Below are 21,350 nucleotides of genomic sequence, written 5' to 3'. Positions count from 1 at the left end.
ATGCACCACATTGAGAGAACACGGATGCGCCGCGAAAGTGACCTCCCTGCCAGTCATACAGACCTCCCAACCAGACAACCCAACCCGCAACGCGCCGTGGCCTGCGCTTTTTCCTGCTGCCCCTGCCATGACGAACTGACACATCCTCTGCCATGCAGATACTCGACGCGCGCGCCCGACTGGTGCTGAAACACCCGTGGCGCTTCGTACTGCGCACGCTCCGGCAATTCCGGGCCAACCAGGGCTTGCTGCTCGCGGGTGCGGTGGCGTACTACGCCCTGCTGTCGATCGTGCCCTTGCTGATCCTGATGGTGATCGCGCTGTCCCATGTGATCGACCCGGCATCGCTGCTGGCCACCTTGTCGCGCTACCTGGAATGGTTGCTGCCGGGACAATCCCGCGCGCTGGTGGGCGAGCTGGCCAGCTTCCTGGCGAACCGCGGGGTGATCGGCTGGGTGCTGCTGGCGAGCATGATCTTTTTCAGCTCGCTGGCGTTCACGGTGCTGGAGAACGCCATGTCGGTGATCTTTGTGCACCGGGTGGCGATCCGCCGCCGCCACTTCCTGGTATCGGCGGTGCTGCCGTACTGCTACATCGTCGTGCTCAGCGTCGGCCTGCTGCTGGTGACGGTGGTCTCGGGCAGCCTGCAGGCCTTAGGCGCGCGGCATGTGGAAGTGCTGGGCCACGACCTGTCACTCGACCGGGTCTCCGGCACCCTGCTCTACCTGCTCGGGCTGGCGGGGGAGATCCTGCTACTGGCCTCCCTCTACCTGGTGATGCCGGTGGGCCGCTTGTCTGTGCGCCATGCGCTGATCGGCGCGGTGAGCGCCGCGCTGCTGTGGGAGGTCTCGCGCCACGTGCTGGTCTGGTACTTCGCCACGCTGTCGCAGGTGAGCGTGGTGTATGGCTCGCTCACCACCGCGATTGTCGTGCTGCTGAGCCTGGAGATTGCCGCCACCTTGCTGCTGCTCGGAGCGCAGGTGATCGCGGAGTTCGAGCGCGGCGGCCTCGATGCGCAAGGGCAGGCGGAGGCGGAAACCGAAACCGAGACCTTTCACACCTGAGCCGCTGCGCACACGAGCCCAGGGCCCAGGGCTCAATGGCCAATCAGTGCAACGTCCCCAGCAGCTTCGGCAGCGAGGCAGAAAGCAGCGCCACGCCGGATGCGGTCAGCAGGCTCAGCACGATCCTGCGAAATGCGATCTCGCTGATGCCGATGTACAGCCGCGCGCCAAGGATGCTGGGCACCAGCATGGCCGGGCCCACCACCAGGAACATGGGCAGCATGTCGCGCGTGACGATGCCGGTGCCGACATAGGTCGCCATGGTCACCGCCAGCGTGGCCAGGTTGAAGTTCTGGATGATGGCGCGCTGCTCGTCCTTGGCCAGCCCGCGCAGGGTGCACCACAGCGTCGGGATGACGCCAGTAAAGCCGCCGATGCCGCCCATGATGCCCCCGGCCGCGCCGATCACGCCGTCAGCCACCCGCCCGCCGGCCCGGATGTGGGGTAGTTGCCTGGACATCAGCATCAGCGGACACCAGATGACCAGCAGCCCGCCCAGGCAAGCCTTGAACACACTGGGATTGAGCGCCGGCAAGATCGCCACGCCAATGGGAATGCCCAGGATGCCGCCGGCCACGAAGGGCAGCAACTGCCGAGGTGAAAAGCTGCGCCGCACCGTCACCGCCGCCACCACCTGGCCGGTCAGCGAGCCGAACACCGCCATCGCCGCGGCCAGGCGCGGCTCCACGGTCCAGACCCAGAAGGACATGGCCACCATGCCGAAGGCAAACCCGGACAAGCCTTGCACGAAGCCGGCCACGATGGCGCCCAGCGCCAGGATCAGGACAGGAAATTCCATCGGTAGCTCGAACGCCCGAAAGCCGGAAAGCCGGAAAGCCGCCCTATGCGGCACGAAAGCCGCAAACTATGCCGGGGATTGAGCGCTTTGTCACCTTCCGGTGGCCTTCGCGCCGCGTGCCTGCACGTCGAGCACCTTGGCCCGCGCCGCTTCGAAGCGCGCGCCCTCGGCAGCCAGCCAATCCTCCACCATGGCGATAGGCGGCGTCTGCCCATGCGCGCAGACGAAGAAGTAAGACGCCTGCGAGCGCGCATGGATGCCGAACAGGTCGACCAGGCGGCCGGCCTCGATATCTTCCAGCACCAGCGCCGAGCGCCCCATCGCGACGCCCTGCCCGGCCAGCGCCGCCCCCACGGCAAGCTGCGACAGGTTGAAGCGCTGGCCCGCGTCAAGTTCGCCCACCTCTGCCGCCACCCCCGCCACCTGCAGCCAGTGGCGCCATTCCTCGAAGGCTTGCGCGCCGTCCCACGGGCTCACGTCGTGCAGCAGCCAGGCCCCCCTCAGGTCCTGCGGCCTGCGCAACTCGGGATGCGCGGCCAGAAAGGCGGGGCTTGCCACCGGCAGCAGCCATTCGTCGAGAAACAGCCGGGCCTTGAGGTCGTCGTAGCCACCCAGGTCGAAGCGCACGGCGGCGTCAATGCCATCGCGTACCATCCGAGTGCGGTCCAGCGCGTGGAACTCGCCATAGACGCGCAGGCCCACCTCGGGGTGATCACGGAAAAAATCGCCCAGCCGCGGGGTCAGCCAGCGCATGGCAAACGACGGTGCGCAACTCAGCGCAATGGGGCCGGCCTCGCGCGGCTTGCGTAGCTGGGTGAGCGTGCCTTCGATGGCCTGGAAGGACTCGCGCAGCACAAAGCGCAACCGCTCGCCCTCGGGCGTCAGCACCAGCGCGCGCGGCGTGCGCAGGAACAAGGGCCGGTCCAGCCACTGCTCCAGCTGCTTCACCTGCTGGCTGACCGCGCCCTGCGTCACGCACAGTTCCGTGGCCGCGTGGGTGAAGTTGCAATGGCGCGCCGACGCCTCGAAGCAGCGCAGCCAGCTCAGCAAGGAAGACGATAACAAGGTGCTCATGACAAGGGGCTCATCAGTGGCCGCCGATACGCATGTCTGCTCTCAGCCAACAATTAGTAAAACTAATGCCTCACTAAATATAAATGGATTGCCAGCGAATCCGCGCAGGCCAACAATGAAGTCACCCAGGAACCCGCAGCAGCCTATCCCTTTCTGATGAACCAGCCTTTAGCCACGAACCCATCAACCGCAACCGGCCCGCACAATGCCGCAGCGCTGCGCGCCAGCCTGGCCGCCGCCACGCCGTTGTTCTGGTGCAATCCGGCGCGCGCCGGGACGCCGCCGCCCGTCCAGGCCGCCGGCGAGCATAGCATTAGTCTAGCTGATGTCGAGGCTGCACAGGCGCGCTTTGCCCGCTTTGCCCCGCTGCTATCGGCGCTGTTTCCCGAGCTGGCCGAGACCCATGGCGTCATCGAGTCGCCCCTGGTGGCCGCGGCGTCGATGCAGGCGGTCCTTGGGCTGCCACACAGCCAGGGCCAGCTGTGGGTCAAGGCAGACCACAGCCTGCCGGTGGCAGGCTCCATCAAGGCACGCGGCGGCATCCACGAGGTGCTGGAATTTGCCGAGAACCTGGCGCTGCGCCATGGCCTGCTTGGCCCTGGCCACAACGGGCCGGAGCATTACCTGGCACTGGGGGAGCCTGCGGCGCGCGCCTTGTTCGGGCGCTACCAGGTGGCGGTGGGTTCCACCGGCAACCTTGGCCTGAGCATTGGCGTGATGGCCTCGGCGCTGGGTTTTCGCGCGGCCGTGCATATGTCTTCGGATGCAAAGGCATGGAAGAAGGCGCGGCTGCGCAACCGTGGCGTGGAAGTCGTGGAGCATGCTGGCGACTACGAGGACGCCGTCGCCGCCGGCCGCCGCCAGGCGCAGCAGGACGAGTTCACCTACTTCGTGGACGACGAGCGCTCGCTGTCGCTGCTGCTCGGCTACAGCGCCGCGGCGCTGCACCTGCGCCAGCAACTCGCCGCGCACGCGATCCGCGTCGATGCCGCGCACCCGCTCTTCGTCTACCTGCCTTGCGGCGTGGGCGGCGCGCCGGCCGGCATCACCTTCGGCATGCGGCAACTGTTTGGGCCGCACGTGCACTGCGTGTTTGCCGAGCCGACTCAGTCGCCCTGCTTCCTGGTGCAGATGATGGCTGGCGCAGGCAATCCGTCCGTCTACGATTTTGGCCTGAGCAACCGCACGCAGGCCGACGGGCTAGCCGTGCCGCGCGCTTCGGAGCTGGCCGCTGCCGTCATGCGCCCGCTGCTGTCCGGCGTGTACACGGTGGCGGACGATACCCTGTTCGAGCACCTGGCCATGGCATGGCGCACGCAAGGGCTGCGCATCGAACCCTCGGCCGCGGCCGGCTTCAGCGGGCCGCGCATGCTATGCGAGAGCCCGGCGGGGCGCGACTACCTGGCCCGGCACCAGCTCGAAGCCGCGATGCCGCAAGCCACGCATCTGGTGTGGACCACCGGCGGGCTGTTCGTGCCGCCAGCGGAGTACCAAGGTTTTCTGGACCAGGCGGCCGCGCTCGCGGCCTGAGCCGCTCACCGCCAGCATCCATCCCCCCATCGTCGCACGCAGGAGAGTCAGCATGAAACCCGTCCATACCTTCAAGCTTGCATGCCTGGCCGCCTGTTGCCTGGCGGTGCCCGCCGGCAGCGCGCTGGCCCAGGCCTACCCCACGCACCCGATCCAGATGGTGATCCCCTTCCCACCCGGCGGCGCGACCGATGTGATCGGCCGGCTGCTGGCCAAGAAGCTCGGCGACCACCTGGGCCAGACCGTGGTGATCGACAACCGGCCCGGCGCCGGCACCATCGTGGGCGCCGGCCTGGTGGCCAAGGCCGCGCCGGATGGCTACACGCTGCTGGTCAGCTCGGGCACCACATTCACGGTCAATCCGGCCATCCATCCCAAGCTGCCTTATGACCCGCTCAAGAGCTTCGAGCCGATCGGGCTGACCGGGCGCACCGGCCTGATCCTGCTGGCCAACCGCGATGTGCCGGTCAACAACCTCAAGCAGCTCGCGGCGGCGGTGAAGGCGACCCCCGGAAAATTCTCCTACGGCTCGTTCGGCACGGGTACCACCGCGCAGTTCGCCGGCGAGATGCTGCTGAACGATCTTGGCATCAAGATGCTGCACGTGCCCTACCGTGGCAGCTCGCCGGCCATGACCGACCTGATCGGCGGCCAGATCCCGTTCTCGGTGGATACCGTCTCGGCCGCCGTGCCGCAGATCCGCGCCGGCAAGGTCAAGGCCATCGCGGTCACCACCGCCAAGCGCTCATCCTTGCTGCCCGACGTGCCCACCGTGGCGGAAAGCGGATACCCGGGTACCGATATGGATACCTGGCTGGCCGTGGTAGCGCCGCGCGGCCTGGCGCCCGAGGTGAAGGCGAAGCTGGAAAAGGCGCTGGCCGAGACCATGGCCGACCCGGACACGCGCAAGAAGCTGCTGGACAATGGCTTCGAGCCGTCCTACGGCACGGGCGCGGAGGTGACCGCGCTGATCACCAAGGAACTACCGCGCATGCGCGCCATTGCGCAGCGTGCCAACATCACGGCGGACTAAGCGCACCCAAATGGCCCGTGGCGGGCTCGGTTTGACAGCGCCCGCCTCCAGCCCACATCATCGCAAGCACCGCCGCCCCCGAGGCGGCGCCACGCCCTCCAGAACGATCCGAGACAGCCCAAGACAGCCCGACATATGACGCTCCCCGACTCCACTTCCGCCACCCTGCAGCTTGGCGCCTGCGCCGTCGTCGGCCAGCCCGCGGTGGCCATCGACACGCCGGCGCTGATGCTCGACCTCGATGCCTTTGAGCGCAACCTGGCGCAAATGCAGCAAGCCGCCGACCGCGCAGGCGTGCAACTGCGCCCGCATGCCAAGGCGCACAAATGCCCGGAGATAGCGCTGGCGCAGATCGCGCGCGGCGCGGTCGGCATCTGCTGCCAAAAGGTCAGCGAGGCGCTGCCCTTCGTGCAGGCCGGGGTCAGGGACATCCATATCAGCAACGAGATTGCCGGGGCGGCCAAGGCCGCGCTGCTGGCCCGCCTGGCGCGGCATGCACGGATGAGCGTTTGCGTGGATGACGCGCGCCAGGTCGCCGCGCTGGCGCAAGCCGCCGCGCAGGCCGGCAGCAGCATCGGGGTGTTCGTCGAGATCGACGTGGGCCAGGGACGCTGCGGCGTGGCCGACGCGCCTGCCGCGCTGCGCCTCGTCCAAGCCATCGGCGCGCACCCGCAACTAGCGTTCCGCGGCTTGCAGGCGTATCACGGCGGCATCCAGCATGTGCGCGATTATGCTGCGCGCCGGCAGGCTGCAGCCGATGCCGCGGCGCGTACCGCCAACATCGTCGCCGAACTGGCCGAGGCCGGCGTGGCTTGCGCCACGGTGACGGGCGGCGGCAGCGGCAGCGTGGAGTTCGACCTGGAGAGCGGCGTCTATACCGAAATCCAGCCCGGCTCCTATATCTTCATGGACGCCGACTACGGCCGCAACGACTACAGCGGCGCGCTGCGTTTCGAGCACAGCCTGTTTATCGCCACCACCGTGATGAGCGTGGCGGCGGCAACGCGGCCCTCGCCGCGCGTTGTGCTGGACGCGGGCCTGAAATCGATGGCGGTGGATTCCGGCCTGCCGCTGGTGTGGGGCGCCAATGGCCAGGACCACGCGCTGGCCTATGTGGCGGCCAACGACGAGCACGGCATCGTCGAGCCCGTGCCCGGCACCAGCGCAGCGGGCCTGCCGGGCCTCGGCAGCCAGGTGCTGCTGGTGCCTGGCCATTGCGACCCCACCCTCAACCTGTACGACGAGATCGTTGGCGTGCGCGGGCAGGCCGTGGCCTGCTTGTGGCCGGTGTCGGCGCGCGGGCTGAGCCGCTAGCGCGATCCGGATGCCACGCCGCCGCACCTGCCATGCCGGCGCGGCGCTTCCCCCTACCTGCCAGAGAATTCACCATGACCCAGACCGATAACCTGCTTGCCCAATCCGCCGTGGCGCTGCGCCGCCTGATCGGCAGCAAGGAGATCTCGCCCGTTGAGCTGCTTGAGGCGTGCATTGCCCGCATCGAGGCGGTCAACCCCTTTATCAACGCCATCACCGCCACCTGCTACGAGCGTGCCCGCGCAGAAGCCCGCGCGGCTGAGCGCGCCGTGCTCGACGGCGCGCCGCTGGGCCTGCTGCATGGCCTGCCGCTGGGCGTGAAGGACCTGGAAGCCACGGCCGGCCTGCTCACCACCTATGGCTCGCCGCTGTACCGCGACAACGTGCCCAGCGCCGACAACGTGCTGGTGGCCCGGCTGCGCGCGGCCGGCGCCATCGTCACCGGCAAGACCAACATCCCGGAGATGGGCGCGGGCGCCAACTCGCGCAACGCGGTGTGGGGCGCCACCGGCAACCCCTTCAACCCCAACCTGAATGCAGGGGGATCCTCGGGCGGCTCCGCTGCCGCGCTAGCGACCGACATGCTGCCGGTCTGCACCGGCTCGGACACCGGCGGCTCACTGCGCATCCCCGCCGCCAAATGCGGCGTGGTGGGCTTCCGCCCGTCGCCTGGCGTGGTGCCGAGCTCGCGCAAGCTGCTGGGCTGGACACCCATCTCCGTAGTCGGCCCGATGGGCCGCACCGTGGCCGATGCCTGCCTGCAACTGGCGGCCTCGGCCGGCGTCTCGGCCAGCGACCCGCTCACCTATGCGCTCGACCCGATGTCGTTCCTGCTGCCCGCCAATGTCGACCTGGGCTCGCTGCGGGTCGGCTGGACCGAGGATTTCGGCGTGTGCGCGGTCGACAACCAGATCCGGCAGGTCTTTCGCGACAAGATCGCCGCCATGCGTCACCTGTTCCGCAGTTGCGACGAGATCCAGTTCGACCTGGGCGAGGCGCACCGCTGTTTCGACGTGCTGCGCGCCGAGAGCTTTGTCGCCGGCATGCACGAGGCCTATCAGCGCGATCCGCAGAGCCTGGGCCCGAACACGCGCGCCAACTATGAGATGGGCGCGGCCATGTCGCTGGTCGACAGCGCCTGGGCGCAAGCCGAGCAGACCCGCATCCTGGGCCGCTTCCAGGCCGCCTTTGAAGACTACGACGTGATCCTGTCGCCAACCACGCCGGTGTCGCCGTTCCCGTGGACCAACCTCTACGCCGAGACCATCAACGGCGAAAAGCAGGAAAACTACTACCGCTGGCTGGCCCCTACCTATGTGGTCACGCTCACCACCCACCCCGCCATCAGCCTGCCCTGCGGCCTGGACCATGCCGGCATGCCGTTCGGGCTGCAGGTGGTGGGCCGCTTCCGCGCCGATCACCATACGCTGGGCGTGGCGCATGCCATGGAGCAAGCCTTTGCAGGGTCGGAGGCACTGCGCCGTCCGCTGCCGCGGCTGGACCAGTTGCGCGCGGCGCAGCCCGGGCTGAAGTCGATCGTCACCGCGCCGCCGGTGCTGGATGGCTCGTCGGGCGGTGCCGCTTCGGTCTCGGCCGTCTAGCGCAGCCGCTGCCGCCCGCGCGCGCGGCAACAACGTGACGTGAAGCGAACGCCCCCGGCAAGGACTCCGCCTGTGCAAGTCCCCGGGGGCTTTGCTTCGAGCGCTCAGGCGGCAGCCCGCCCGGCGACGGCTCGGCCGCTGAGCCGTCTTCCGAAACAAGACACCGCTCTCAAATCTGATCCGGTCTTTTTCTGAGCCGTTGCTTCTGTTATCCACCGCAAGCTACCGGTAGCATGTTGTCCATGGCATGCCGCCAATCTCCCAGCCTCACTGCTGCCCCATCCATGGACATCCCTGCATCAAACCCGGCCGCCTCGGCGGGTTTCCTTTTGCGAGCCACATCCCCCGGCCTTTCGCCCCCTCAGTCAGCCCACGAAAAAGAGCACCTCTATGCGCTCGGCCTGTGGTCTACTCTATGTACGCGTGCGCCTGAAACGCAACGTGAATGGACCGCCCCCGAACTGGCCGGCCAAGCCTGTTCCCAATGCCCCACGGAGATCACGACATGTTTGGCTTGAGCGCGCTCGACCTGGCACGGATCCAGTTCGGCTTCACGATTTCCTTCCATATCATCTTCCCAGCCATCACCATCGGCATGGCGAGCTACCTCGCCGTGCTGGAAGGCTGCTGGCTGCGCACGCAAAACACGGTCTACCGCGATCTCTATCACTTCTGGTCCAAGATCTTTGCCGTCAACTTCGGCATGGGCGTGGTCTCGGGGCTGGTGATGGCGTACCAGTTCGGCACCAACTGGAGTTTCTTCTCGGACTTCGCCGGCAGCGTGACCGGCCCCTTGCTGGCCTACGAGGTGCTGACCGCGTTCTTCCTGGAGGCCGGCTTCCTGGGCGTGATGCTGTTCGGCTGGAGCCGGGTCGGCCCCGGCCTGCATTTCTTCGCCACGCTGATGGTGGCGCTCGGCACCCTGATCTCGGCCACGTGGATCCTGGCCTCCAATAGCTGGATGCAAACCCCGCAGGGCTACGAGATCGTCGATGGCCGGGTGGTGCCGGTGGACTGGCTGGCGGTGATCTTCAACCCGTCGTTCCCCTACCGCCTCTTGCATATGAGCGTGGCGGCCTTCCTCGCCACCGCGCTGTTCGTGGGCGCCTCCGCCGCCTGGCACCTGCTGCGCCGGCGCGACAATCCGGCCATCCGCAAGATGCTGTCGATGGCCATGTGGATGCTGCTGATCGTGGCCCCGATCCAGGCCGTCATTGGCGACATGCACGGCATCAACACGCTCAAGCACCAGCCGGCCAAGATCGCCGCGCTCGAAGGCCACTGGGAAAACCGCGGCGACGAACCGCTGCCGCTGATCGTGTTCGGCTGGCCCGACATGGCGCGCGAGGAAACCCGCTTCGCGGTGGAAATCCCGCGCCTGGGCAGCCTTATCCTCACCCATAGCCTGGATGGCCAGATCCAGGGCCTGAAAGAGTTCGCGCCGCAGGACCGCCCCAACTCCACCATCATCTTCTGGAGCTTCCGCGTGATGGTGGGCCTGGGCATGCTGATGATCCTGCTCGGCCTCTGGAGCCTGCTGCTGCGCCGGGGCGGCAAGCTGTTCCACGCGCGCGCGTTCCTGCGCATGGCGCTATGGATGGGCCCGACCGGGTTGATCGCGATCCTGGCCGGCTGGTTCACCACCGAGATCGGGCGCCAGCCGTGGGTCGTCTACGGCGTGATGCGCACCGCCGACGCGGTCTCGCCGCACGGCGTGCCGGAACTGGCGTTCTCGCTCGCGCTGTTCGTGGTGGCTTATTTCTTCGTCTTCGGCGTGGGCATCGCCTACATGATGCGGCTGGTACGCAAGGGCCCGGTCGAGCATGAGGGCGATCCGGAACCCGACGGCGGACACGCTGTGGAAGGCACGCCGGCGCGACCGCTCTCCGCGGTGGACGATCCAGGCGATGTGCCTGGCGCGGTCGCTTCCACCAACCGCCTGGCCGATAGCAGGAGCTGATCATCATGGGCATCGACCTCTCTCTGATCTGGGCCGTCATCATCTTCTTTGGCGTGATGATGTATGTGGTGATGGACGGTTTCGACCTGGGCATCGGCATGCTGTATCCCTTCGTGCCGGACCGCCATGACCGCGACGTCATGATGAACACGGTGGCACCCGTGTGGGACGGCAACGAGACCTGGCTGGTGCTGGGCGGCGCGGGCCTGCTGGCCGCGTTTCCGCTGGCCTACTCGGTGGTGCTCAGCGCGCTCTACCTGCCGCTGATCTTCATGCTGCTGGGGCTGATCTTTCGCGGCGTGGCGTTCGAGTTCCGCTTCAAGGCCAATGACCGCGAGCGCCACGTCTGGGACAAGGCGTTTATCTGCGGCTCGCTGGTGGCGGCGTTCTTCCAGGGCGTTTCGCTGGGTGCGTATATCGACGGCATCAAGGTGACCGGGCGCACCTTCTCGGGCGGCCCGCTGGACTGGCTGCAGCCCTTCCCGCTGTTCTGCGGCATTGGCGTGGTGGTGGCGTACACCGTGCTGGGCAGCACCTGGCTGATCATGAAAACCGAAGGCAAGCTGCATGAGCGCATGCTGGAGCTCACCGGCAAGCTGGCCTGGGTGTTGCTGGCTGTCATCGCGGTCATCAGCATCTGGACGCCGCTGTCGCAGCCGCGCATTGCCGAGCGCTGGTTCAGCCTACCCAACCTGTTCTGGTTCTCGCCGGTGCCGCTGCTGGTGGCGTTTGCCATGTACCGGCTGATCCGCTCGTTGCAGCAGCATGCGCACCTGGCGCCGTTCATGTACACGCTGGCGCTGGTCTTCCTGGGCTATAGCGGGCTGGCGATCAGCGTATGGCCGAATATCGTGCCGCCGGATATCTCGATCTGGGACGCCTCCTCGCCAGCGCAAAGCCAGGGCTTTGCGCTGGTGGGCGCGCTGTTCATCATTCCCTTCATCCTGATGTACACGGTGTGGGCCTATTACGTGTTCCGAGGCAAGGTGAAACACGGCGAGGGCTATCACTGATGCCAGCGACGCAGCACCGCCGGCGACCGCCGGATGATGCGCCCAGGCCGTGGCTCAAGCGGGTCGGCTGGATGGTGCTGATCTGGGTGGCCAGCGTGGCCGCGCTGGGCGTGGCGGCTTTACTGCTGCGCCTGCTGATGCGGCTGGCAGGCATGCATAGCTGAGGGGCGTTTGCGGCCCGGCGCCCCGGCATCTGCGGGGCGCGATCCTTTGACCGTTGACCGTTGACCTTTGATCCTTGACCCTCAGCGGCTCACGCCGAAAGTCCACCATCCACGCCAATGCTCTGGCCGTGGATAAAGCGCCCGGCTGGCGATGCCAGCAACACCGCCAGCCCCGCTACATCCTTCGCCTCACCGATCCGCCGCATGGGAATTGCGGCGGCCAGGCGTGCCTCCTGTTCGGGGTTACCCCATAGCGCCTCGCGCGAGAACTCCGTGCGCACCGGCCCGGGGTTGATCGCATTCACGTTGATCCCCTTCGGCCCGAGCTCCAGCGCCAGGCTGCGCACCGCTCCGTCCGTTGCGGCCTTGGTGATGCTGTACATGCCGAGCATGGCCGAGCCGCGCTTGGCGGCGATGCTCGACATGAAGATGACGGCACCGTCACCACGCTCGATCATCTGCGGCGCCAACGCATTGACCAGCACCAGGTTGCCTCGCACATTGCCCGCCATGGCCTGCTCGAACACTTCCGGGCCCTGGCTCAGCAGCGCGCCCGCCGTGCCGCTGCCCGCCGCGTTCAGCACCAGCGCATCCACGCGGCCGTAGGCGTCCAGCGCTTGCCTGGCAAACGCCTGGACGCTCTCCACGTTGCCGATATCGCAAGCGATGCCCTTGGCCTTGAAGCCCTCGCCCTCCAGTGCGGCCGCTACCGCCTGGGAAGCGGCCTGGTCACGGCCGGATACCACGAGCGCGGCGCCGGAGGCGCCCAGCGCGCGGGCCATTTCCAGGCCCATGCCCTTGGTGGAGCCGGTGATGACGGCAACGCGGCCGGTGAGATCGAACAGGTTCTGCATGACGGATTCTCCTGATACAGAGGAAAAGAAAAGCGACGCTGCCCGCATCTGCGATGCCGCGCGGCGACGCCGGTTTAAATGATGACCAACATCTATTGAATAAATTATGGTCGTCATATAAAATCCGGTCAAGCAAAGTTTCAGCAGGAGAGATCAATATGGCGCGCGCATCACGAGAGCAGGCCGACAAGCATAGGGAAGCCATCGAGCAGGCCTCCTCCAAGCTATTCCGCGAGCGCGGCCTGAACGGCGTGAGCGTGGCCGAACTGATGGCCGGCGCCGGCCTCACGCACGGTGGCTTCTATGGGCACTTCTCGTCCAAGGACGCGCTAGCCGCGCTGGCGAGCAAGCGCGCCTTCGAGGAATCCGCGCAGCGCTGGTCGCGCCGCATCGAACGCGCCAAAGGCGACAAGCAAGCGATGCGCGCCAACCTGGTGGAGGCCTACCTCACCACGGCGCATTGCGCCAACCGCGGCGAAGGCTGCGCGGCGGTGGCACTCGCTGGAGACATTGCCCGCGAGCCGGCGGACAAGCCGGTGCGCCAGGTCTATATCGACGGCTTCAAGGTCATGGTCGATGACTGGATGAAGACGGTCGAGCACGCCGACCCGGCCGAGCGCCGCAAGCTGGCGCTGGGACAACTGGCCATGCTGGTGGGCGCCATGACGCTGGCACGTGCCACCGAAGGCGATGCCATCTCCGAAGACATCCTGGCCGCGGCGCGCGACATGCTCCTGGGCCCGAATCCGCAGTAACAGCAAGGGCCAGCGCCCCAAGACAAACCAAACGCCCCCCCGGAACCCGACCCATGTTCGCTCAAGCACTTTCCAGCCGGCTCGACCGGCGCGGCATCCACTACGCGTGGCTGATCGCCGCCATCACCTTCTGCGTGATGCTCACCACCTCGGCCGCACTCGGCCTGCCCGGCGCCTTCCTCAAGCCGCTGACGCGCGAGATGGGCTGGGACACGGATCAGATCTCATCCATCCTCGCGTTTCGCTTTGCGCTGTTCGGCCTGATGGCCCCGTTCTCGGCGATCCTGATGGAGCGTTTCGGCGTGCGCAACGTGGTGTGGGCCGCGCTGGCGCTGATTGCCGGCGGCATGGCGCTGGCCACTGCGGCCACCGAGCTGTGGCAGTTGTTCATTGCCTGGGGCCTGATGCTCGGCATTGGCTCTGGCCTGACCGCGCTGGTGCTCGCGGCCGTGGTCGCCAGCCGCTGGTTCAGCGCGCGCCGCGGGCTGGTGATCGGCATCCTGACCGCCAGTTCGGCCACCGGCCAGTTGGCGTTCCTGCCCGTGGCCGCCTGGCTGATCGAACATATGGGCTGGCGCATCGCGGTGCTGCCGGTGCTGGGCGCCTGCGCGGTGCTGGCCGTGCTGGTGTTCTGCTTCATGCGCAACCGTCCCGCCGATGTGGGCCTGGCTGCGTTCGGTGAAGTGCCAGTGCACGTGCAAGCCGCGCCGGCACCGACCAGCGCGCCCGCGCCGCTGACCTTGCGCGGGCCCTTCGTGGTGCTGCGCGACGCCGCCCGCAACCAGACCTTCTGGATCCTGGCCGGCACCTTCTTCATCTGCGGGCTAAGCACCAACGGCCTGATCCAGACGCACTTCATCTCGCTGTGCGCGGACTTCGGCATGGCCGCCGTGCCGGCCGCCGGCGCGCTGGCGATGATGGGCGCGTTCGACTTTGTCGGCACCATTCTCTCGGGCTGGCTGTCGGACCGCTATGACTGCCGCAAGCTGCTGTTCTGGTATTACGGCCTGCGCGGCCTGTCGCTGTTCTGGCTGCCCCACTCCACGTTCACGCTGTACGGCTTGTCCATCTTTGCCATGTTCTATGGCCTGGACTGGATCGCCACGGTGCCGCCCACGGTCAGGCTGGCAGGCTCGGTATTCGGCAAGGAGCGTGCGCCGATGGTGTTCGGCTGGATCTTTGCCGCCCACCAGGTCGGCGCCGCCACGGCTGCGTTTGGCGCGGGTCTTACCCGTACCTTGCTGCTGACCTATACACCGGCGCTGTACGCCGCAGGCGCGGCGTGCGTGGTGGCCGCGCTGCTGGCGTTGATGGTCCGCCGCCCGAGCACGCAGCCTAGCGGTGCGGCCCCGCAGGCAGCCAAGGCCTGACATTCGCGGCGCTCGCCGCCGCTGCGTTGCCCACGTCGCCATGACAAGGGCAACGCAGCACGTTTGATCCCCGCACTACATCCCGCCTTACGCCTCGCTTCCTCTCCCTTCGTCGTCCTCCGCGGTCATTCCTGACGCCGCGCTTTCCTCGTTTTTTCGTCCCCCAACCCGCCATCCAGGCAGGGCCTGTGCCTCTGCGCGCCTGTCCCATCAAGAATGCAAATGGGCGCATCAGCATTCTTTGCCTCCCTGTCACCCGCATGACAACCCCTTTTTTTACTCTGCCAACGCGTCACGGGGAGCGTGATCGGACGCGCCGCCGGAGCGGCGCGCCGCGTTGGACAACAGAAAAGAGGAACCGGATATGGCATGGAAACAGCAGGCACGCATGGCATGTGGCCTGGCCCTGGCGGGCACGGTAGCGGCATGCGGCGGCGGCAGCGACTCGCCGGCAGTGGTGGCACCCGATCAGAACAACTTGAGCGGCGCAAGTGTCGGCAGCAAGAAGAAGGTGCTGCTGGTCGGCGTGGACGGCGCCACCTATAGCCAGCTGCAGAGCGGCATCGGCCAGCGCACTTTGCCTAACCTGGCCACGCTGTCGATCACGCCAGCATCGACCGGCGGCCGGCTCGGCACCACCACCGAGCAGGCTCCGCTTGCCGGCCCGAGCTGGGCCACGGTCCTCGCCGGCAACTGGGCCAACCGCCACGGCGTCAGCGACGACGTTGCCGTGGCCAGCGGCATGCGCACGCCGAGCCTGTTCCAGTACTTGCGTGCCAACGCCAGCTCGAGCCGGCTGCGCCGCGGCGTCGCTTCCAGCGCGCCCGTGCTGCCGGCACTGCTCAAGGCCGACGTGACCGCGGGCAATCTCGATTCGATGCGCGACTGCACCGCCGACGACAACTGCGTGGCACAAGAGGGCGTGAAGCTGGTGCAGTCCGGCTACGACGTGGTCTTCACCCAGTTCAGCGCGCCCGGCCTGGCCGCTGCCGCCCAAGGCTTCCAGGGCGGCAGCTACGCCACCGCGCTGTCCGCCTTCGACCAGGCACTCGGCAAGCTGCTGGCCGCCGTGCAGGCAAGCCGCCAGGCCAACGCCGATGAGGACTGGCTGGTAGCCGTGACCACCAGTCACGGCCTGGACGCGACGGGTTCCACCACCACGCTGCCGACGGTGCAAAACCGCACCACCTTCATCGCGCTCAACAAGCCCTTCAACACCGCGGTGGCCAGCAACTTGCCGGCCGCGCCCGCCAACGCGGACGCGCTGGCGGCACTGCCGACCGAGGCCGACCTGCTGCCCACCATGCTCGCGCACGTCGGCGTGGCCCTGCCCGCCGCCTCGTACCAGATCGACGGCTCGGCCTTGGCCGGCACTGCGGGCGTGCGGGCCTTGCAGTCCGTGGTGGGCAGCACCAACACCTCGGTCGTGCTGTCATGGCAAAACCCCACCACCGCCACCGGCGACATGACGCTGCTGCGCGACGGCGTGCAGATCGCCACGCTGCCCGCCGGCACGTCCACCTATGAGGACAAGACCATCACCGCGCCGGCCAGCGGCGTGTACCGCTTCAACTACACGTTGGTGCGCAACGGGGTGCCCACCGCGTTGCTGGCGCAGATCAACTACGCCAAGCCGATCGTGCTGGCCGACACGCTGCGCAACAACCTGGCTGCTTACTACAGCTTCGAGACGCTGCCGGCAACCGACAGCAAGGGCACTACCACCATCGGCCCCTGGGTCCCCGGCACCGATGGCGGCTCGCTGAGCAGTGACAATTTCGGCGGCAAGGCGCTGAAGGTCGATTCGAGAATCGATGCCTATCGGCTCACGCAGAGCGGCGCCGATATCGCACTCGCCCCGCAATTCACCATCGGCTTCTGGTTCAGGTCCGACTGCACCCAGGGCAACGGCACCGGCGAGCCGATCCTGGCCAACAAGGACTGGACCTCCGGCAGCAACCCGGGCATCGCGATCGGCCTGTGGGGCAGCTGCTCGGTGAGCTTCAACATCGGCAGCGGCGGCAAGCGCGACGACATTAAGGGCATGACGTTCAGCGCCAACCAGTGGACCTATCTGGCCTTGTCGATCAACGCCACGGCCAAGACATTCAGCGCCTACGTCATGGATCCGGTCCTCGGGTTGCAGAAGAGCGAGAACATGGCCATCGCCAACACCGACGTGACCAAGCTCAACGGCCTGGCCACCAAGGCTTGGGGCCTCAATGACGATGCCACGCATGCCTATGTGCCGAACAACGGCGGCGCGCTCAAGGGCGTGATGGAGTTCAACGACCTGGCCATGTGGACACGCCAGCTCAGCCTGGCCGAGCTGCAGACCATTGCCGGCTCGCGCCAGCCGCTGTCCACGCTCAACCCTTGATACCCATTCACCCCGAGAGCAAACATCATCATGAAGCCTTCGATCTCCTTCTTTGCCCGGCCAGGCTGGCTGGCGGCACTGGCGCTGTGCGCCGCGCTGGCCGCCTGCGGCGGCGACTCCACCGACAGCAAGCCCGCCGATCCTGCGCAGCCCGGGCAGCCGCCCGCAGCCACGCCGCAGCTGCGCTGCGCGCCTTAACGAGCAGCCGCCAACAGCGGCGACCCGTCCCTAACAGCAGCGCACCGCAGGGCACCGGCCCTGCCCACCGCACGAACCAAACAGTCCAGCTAAACACCAAGATGAGCCTTCACAGCAGACGCAAATTCCTCAAGATGGCCGGCGGCAGCGCCGCCGCCACCGCGGCGCTGGCCGCCTTCCCGCCGTCGATCCGGCGCGCGCTGGCGATTCCCGCCAACAACGCCACCGGCACCATCCGCGACGTGGAGCACGTGGTGATCCTGATGCAGGAAAACCGCTCCTTCGACAATTACTTCGGCACGCTGCAGGGCGTGCGCGGTTTTGGCGATCGTTTCCCGATCCCGCTGGCTGGCGGCCTCAATGTCTGGCAGCAGGCCTACACCAACCGCATCGTGCAGCCGTACCACCTCGACAGCACGGCCGGCAATGCGCAACGCGTCAGCGGCACGCCGCACAGCTACCCCGACGCCCAGAACGCCTGGGACCTGGGCCGCATGAACAAGTGGCCCACCTACAAGAACACCCAGTCGATGGGCTACTACACCCAGACCGAGCTGGACTTCCAGTTCGCACTCGCCAACGCCTTCACGCTGTGCGACGCCTACCACTGCGGCTTCCATGGCGGCACCAACACCAACCGCCTGTTCCACTGGACCGGCACCAACGACCCCACCGGCGCCAATGGCGGCCCGGTGATCGACAACAGCGGCGACTCCATGGGCGCTTCCACCGGCGGCTACCGCTGGACCACGTATCCGGAACGCCTGCAGGCGGCGGGCGTGAGCTGGAAGCTGTACCAGAACATGCCGGACAACTTCACCGACAACCCGCTGGCTGGCTTCGTGCAGTACCGCAAGGCCAATGAGGCGCGGGGCAATACGTCCAATGGCAGCCCCTACCCGGCCTATACCATCGCCGACGACGTCATCAACCCGCTCATCAAGGGCATCGGCAACACCATGCCGGACGGCGGCTTCCTGCAAGCGCTGAAGGACGACATCGCCGCGGGCAGCCTGCCGCAGGTGTCGTGGATCGTGGCGCCGGCGACCTACTCCGAGCACCCGGGGCCTTCCAGCCCGGTGCAAGGCGCCTGGTACACGCAGGAAGTGCTCAATGCGCTGACGGCCAACCCGGCCGTCTGGAGCAAGACCGTGCTCCTGATCAACTTCGACGAGAACGACGGCTTCTTTGACCATGTGCCGCCGCCCTGCGCGCCTGCCTACGACGCCAACGGCGTGCTCGCCGGCAAGTCCACCGTCGCCACCGACGGCGAGTACCACACCGACATGCATCCTTACGGCCCTGGCCCCCGCGTGCCGATGTACGTGGTCTCGCCGTGGAGCCGCGGTGGCTGGGTCAACTCGCAGGTGTTCGACCACACCTCGGTGCTGCGTTTCCTGGAGGCGCGCTTCGGCGTCGCCGAGACCAACATCAGCCCGTACCGCCGTGCCATCTGCGGCGACATGCTGTCGGCGTTCAACTTCGTCAGCCCGAACAGCGCGGCGCTGCCTGTGATCCCGAACCGCACCAAGACCGTTGCCGACAAGGTGCGCACGGATCAGGAAGGCATGGCACCGGTTGCGCTGCCGACCGTAGCCTTCCAGACCGCCAACCCGGCCACCCAGCCGGTGGGCACGCGGCCCTCGCGCGCGCTGCCTTACGAGCTGCATGTGAGCGGCCGTGAGGATCCGGGCCGCCAGGATCCCAACAGCAGGGGCATGTGGCTGCTGTTCAGCAACACGGGCACCGCCACCGCGGTCTTCCACGTATATGACCGTCTGCACCTGGACCGCGTGCCGCGCCGCTATGCGGTCGAACCAGGCAAGCAGCTTAACGGCCTTTGGGACGTCTTCTCCGCTGACAACGGCAAATACGACCTGTGGGTACTGGGCCCGAACGGCTTCCATCGCGCCTTCCAGGGCGACGTCAGCACCGTGACGGCAGCTGGCGGCACCGCGCCGGAGATCCGGGTGTGCTACGACATCGCCAATGCCGCGGTCTACCTGACCATGATCAATACCGGCGCCACGGCCTGCACCTTTACCGTCACGCCCGCCGCCTACCGCGACGACGGCCCCTGGACCTTCGACATCCCGGCAGGCAAGCAGCTCGACCAGCACTGGCCCGTCGGGCTGCAGGGCAACTGGTACGACTTCGTCGTGACAACCACCCAGGGCAGCTTCCGGCGCCGTTTTGCAGGCCGGCTGGAGACAGGCGCCGACGGCATCTCCGACCCCGCCCAGGGCAAGCCCGCACGGGCGGTGCCCTGAACGCAGCCTGGGCCGCACGCACCGGCCCGGGCTTGCCTGCCATCCCTGCTTCTTCGCCGCGCCGCCGCGCCCGTGGCCGCGCGGCGAAGAACTGTCATAAATCGCGGCTAGACTGGCGCGCTTGCATAATTCCCACGGAAATCCCCCATGCTCGGCGACCTGCTGACGACGTTCTATGAAGTGGCACGGCAGGGCAGCATCACCACTGCTGCCAAGCAGTTGCGCGTAAGCCAGCCCACGGTCACGGGCCGCATCCGCCAGCTGGAAGAGAACTACGGCGTGGAGCTGTTCTACCGGCGCGCTGGCCGGGTCGACCTGAGCGACGTCGGCGTGGCCCTGATGCCGGTGGTGGAGCAGTTGATGCAGCACGAAGGCAGCGCGGATTTCCTGCTGCGCAATGCCGGCAACCTGCATCTCGGCCATTTGCGCATCGGCGCTACCGGGCCCTACTACATCCTGAAGAGCGTGGCCGCGTTTCGCGAACGCTATCCCGCCATCGAGATCAGCATCGATATCGGCAACTCGCAGCAGATGCTGGATGCGCTGATCGAGTACCGCATCGACGTCGCCGTCTCCTCGCACGCCGTCGTCGACGATCGGCTGGCCCGCATCACGCTGGCCACCGACCCAATGGTGCTGGTGGTCAACCCAGCCCACCCGCTGGCGCGCGCGCCCAGGGTCAGCCTGGCGCAGCTGGCAACCTGCCACCTGCTGATCCGCGAGCACGGCTCGATGACGCGCAAGGCCACCGAGACCGCGCTGGACGACGCCGGCTTGCCACTGCCGGCCAGCACCGTCATCGGCAGCCGCGAAGCCATCTACGAAGCCATTCGCCAGGGCCTTGGCGCAAGCGTGGTGCCGCTGGGGGAAGTGCCGCGCGACCCGGCGCTGTGCGTTGTGCAGTTTGCCAGCCAGCCGCCCGTGCTGCACGAATACCTCTATTGCCTGCAGGGCCGCACGCATACGCGGCTGATCGGGGCCTTCCTGGAATGCCTTGCGCCGCGCAAGGCAGCGTAAGTGCCATCAGCAGCGTGAGCTAGCTGCGCAGCGCCGGCAAAAATCCCTGATATCCGTATTGGGATTCTTGCGCCGCACTTCATCCGTGGGTCATTGCCGGTAGGCATGCTTGCCGCTTTTCCGACCGGAGACGGCGCATGTCCTGCCTTGCCTTGTTTGACCTCGACCACACCTTGCTACCGCTGGATAGCGAATATGAATGGGCACGCTACCTGGTGGAGGCCGGCGCGGCGGATGCCGCCGAAGTCGAGGCCAACAACGCGCTGTGGCTGGCCGAGTACAGCGCCGGACGCCTGGACTTCCACCGCCACGCCGCCTTCGCCCTGGGCCTGCTGGCGCGTCATCCGCACGCACAGCTGGAGAGCCTGCGCAGCGGCTTCATGCGCGACGTGATCGCGCCGGCCATCCGCCCCGAGGCGCGCGCGCTGCTGGCCGCGCACCAGGACGCCGGCGATCTTTGCTGCATCGTCACCGCCACCTGCCGCTTCGTCACCGAGCCGATCGCCGAAGCGCTGGGCGTGGCGCACCTGCTGGCGGTAGAGGCCGGGCGCGACGCGTCGGGCAATTTCACGGGTGCGGTAGATGGCGTGCCAAGCTTCGGGGTGGGCAAGATCACACGTGTGGCGCAGTGGCTGGAATCGCTCGGCATGGCGTGGGCGCAGTTCGAGCGCAGCGTGTTCTACAGCGACTCGCGCAACGACATTCCGCTGCTCGAAGCCGTGAGCCACCCGGTGGCCACCAACCCGGACGCCGCGCTGCGCGCGCTGGCCAACACGCGCGGCTGGCCCCTGCTGATGCTGTTTGCTTCGGCCGAGCCGGCGCTGGCCACGGCCTGACACCCGTGACACCCGTGACACCCGGCGCCAGTCACGGGGCTTTCACAAAACCGGGGGATGATGGCGGGCACGCTTTTGTTACCTGACCGGCCGCCAGCGCCTATATTGACGTTGACGC

General features: G+C 67.3%; 18 protein-coding genes. 15 read left to right on the top strand and 3 right to left on the bottom strand.

The annotated features are described in order from the left end of the window. The first annotated feature begins 152 nt into the window (after window positions 1-152). A complete protein-coding gene (locus AC1RQC_RS16805; RefSeq protein ID WP_492371981.1) occupies window positions 153-1,064 on the top strand; it encodes a YihY/virulence factor BrkB family protein in 912 nt (303 codons plus the stop codon). A gap of 43 nt (window positions 1,065-1,107) precedes the next feature. Here the strand turns inward: AC1RQC_RS16805 and AC1RQC_RS16800 are convergent, their stop codons facing one another. Both AC1RQC_RS16800 and AC1RQC_RS16795 read right to left on the bottom strand, forming a co-directional pair. Further along, window positions 1,108-1,863 (bottom strand): sulfite exporter TauE/SafE family protein, encoded by a 756-nt coding sequence (locus AC1RQC_RS16800; RefSeq protein ID WP_492371982.1) that lies wholly within the window; start codon window positions 1,861-1,863, stop codon window positions 1,108-1,110. A gap of 90 nt (window positions 1,864-1,953) precedes the next feature. Further along, window positions 1,954-2,937 carry a LysR substrate-binding domain-containing protein gene (locus AC1RQC_RS16795; RefSeq protein ID WP_492831479.1) on the bottom strand — a complete coding sequence of 328 codons (984 nt, stop codon included), beginning with the start codon at window positions 2,935-2,937 and terminating at the stop codon, window positions 1,954-1,956. A gap of 156 nt (window positions 2,938-3,093) precedes the next feature. On the opposite strand from AC1RQC_RS16795, the gene dsdA reads away from it, so the two are divergent. The 7 genes from dsdA (at window position 3,094) to AC1RQC_RS16760 (ending at window position 11,552) form a co-directional block, all read left to right on the top strand. Then, window positions 3,094-4,467, top strand: a complete 1,374-nt coding sequence (gene dsdA / locus AC1RQC_RS16790; protein ID WP_492884030.1) for a D-serine ammonia-lyase — start codon at window positions 3,094-3,096, stop codon at window positions 4,465-4,467. A gap of 52 nt (window positions 4,468-4,519) precedes the next feature. Further along, window positions 4,520-5,500 (top strand): Bug family tripartite tricarboxylate transporter substrate binding protein, encoded by a 981-nt coding sequence (locus AC1RQC_RS16785; RefSeq protein ID WP_150985594.1) that lies wholly within the window; start codon window positions 4,520-4,522, stop codon window positions 5,498-5,500. 135 nt (window positions 5,501-5,635) lie between these two features. Next, window positions 5,636-6,814, top strand: a complete 1,179-nt coding sequence (locus tag AC1RQC_RS16780; RefSeq protein WP_492884028.1) for a DSD1 family PLP-dependent enzyme — start codon at window positions 5,636-5,638, stop codon at window positions 6,812-6,814. A 74-nt stretch (window positions 6,815-6,888) separates the two neighbouring features. Further along, complete coding sequence (locus AC1RQC_RS16775; protein ID WP_492807228.1) at window positions 6,889-8,415, top strand: amidase; 1,527 nt, start codon at window positions 6,889-6,891, stop codon at window positions 8,413-8,415. A 505-nt stretch (window positions 8,416-8,920) separates the two neighbouring features. After that, on the top strand, window positions 8,921-10,375 hold the full coding sequence (locus AC1RQC_RS16770) for a cytochrome ubiquinol oxidase subunit I (RefSeq protein ID WP_492371988.1): 1,455 nt from the start codon (window positions 8,921-8,923) through the stop codon (window positions 10,373-10,375). A gap of 5 nt (window positions 10,376-10,380) precedes the next feature. Continuing rightward, on the top strand, window positions 10,381-11,388 hold the full coding sequence (cydB, locus tag AC1RQC_RS16765) for a cytochrome d ubiquinol oxidase subunit II (RefSeq protein ID WP_492371989.1): 1,008 nt from the start codon (window positions 10,381-10,383) through the stop codon (window positions 11,386-11,388). Further along, window positions 11,388-11,552, top strand: a complete 165-nt coding sequence (locus AC1RQC_RS16760) for a DUF2474 domain-containing protein (protein ID WP_492371990.1) — start codon at window positions 11,388-11,390, stop codon at window positions 11,550-11,552. The genes cydB and AC1RQC_RS16760 overlap by 1 nt, the downstream gene beginning before the upstream one ends. 89 nt (window positions 11,553-11,641) lie before the next feature. Here the strand turns inward: AC1RQC_RS16760 and AC1RQC_RS16755 are convergent, their stop codons facing one another. Further along, a complete protein-coding gene (locus AC1RQC_RS16755) occupies window positions 11,642-12,406 on the bottom strand; it encodes an SDR family NAD(P)-dependent oxidoreductase (RefSeq protein WP_174423665.1) in 765 nt (254 codons plus the stop codon). A 158-nt stretch (window positions 12,407-12,564) separates the two neighbouring features. Here AC1RQC_RS16755 and AC1RQC_RS16750 point away from each other — a divergent pair, with 158 nt between their 5' ends. The 7 genes from AC1RQC_RS16750 (at window position 12,565) to AC1RQC_RS16720 (ending at window position 21,232) form a co-directional block, all read left to right on the top strand. Further along, on the top strand, window positions 12,565-13,161 hold the full coding sequence (locus AC1RQC_RS16750; protein ID WP_492884026.1) for a TetR/AcrR family transcriptional regulator: 597 nt from the start codon (window positions 12,565-12,567) through the stop codon (window positions 13,159-13,161). Window positions 13,162-13,214: 53 nt separating this feature from the next. After that, window positions 13,215-14,531 carry an MFS transporter gene (locus AC1RQC_RS16745; protein WP_492371992.1) on the top strand — a complete coding sequence of 439 codons (1,317 nt, stop codon included), beginning with the start codon at window positions 13,215-13,217 and terminating at the stop codon, window positions 14,529-14,531. Window positions 14,532-14,895: 364 nt separating this feature from the next. Further along, complete coding sequence (locus AC1RQC_RS16740) at window positions 14,896-16,911, top strand: hypothetical protein (protein WP_492884024.1); 2,016 nt, start codon at window positions 14,896-14,898, stop codon at window positions 16,909-16,911. A gap of 30 nt (window positions 16,912-16,941) precedes the next feature. Further along, window positions 16,942-17,109: a hypothetical protein gene (locus tag AC1RQC_RS16735; protein WP_416052405.1), complete on the top strand. Its 168-nt coding sequence runs from the start codon at window positions 16,942-16,944 to the stop codon at window positions 17,107-17,109. 101 nt (window positions 17,110-17,210) lie between these two features. Further along, the gene (locus AC1RQC_RS16730; protein ID WP_492371994.1) at window positions 17,211-19,379 is read left to right on the top strand and encodes a phosphocholine-specific phospholipase C; all 2,169 of its coding nucleotides are present in this window, start codon (window positions 17,211-17,213) and stop codon (window positions 19,377-19,379) included. A 147-nt stretch (window positions 19,380-19,526) separates the two neighbouring features. Continuing rightward, entirely contained in the window at window positions 19,527-20,396 is an 870-nt protein-coding gene (locus AC1RQC_RS16725) for a LysR substrate-binding domain-containing protein (protein ID WP_492371995.1), read from the top strand. Between the two features lie 137 nt (window positions 20,397-20,533). After that, window positions 20,534-21,232, top strand: a complete 699-nt coding sequence (locus tag AC1RQC_RS16720) for an HAD family hydrolase (protein ID WP_492371996.1) — start codon at window positions 20,534-20,536, stop codon at window positions 21,230-21,232. Window positions 21,233-21,350: the final 118 nt, after the last annotated feature.

This window comes from Cupriavidus sp. GW822-FHT03E04, from assembly GCF_058801495.1.
The sequence above is the reverse complement of the archived record's forward strand: the minus strand, read 5'-3'. Positions and strand labels throughout refer to the sequence as shown.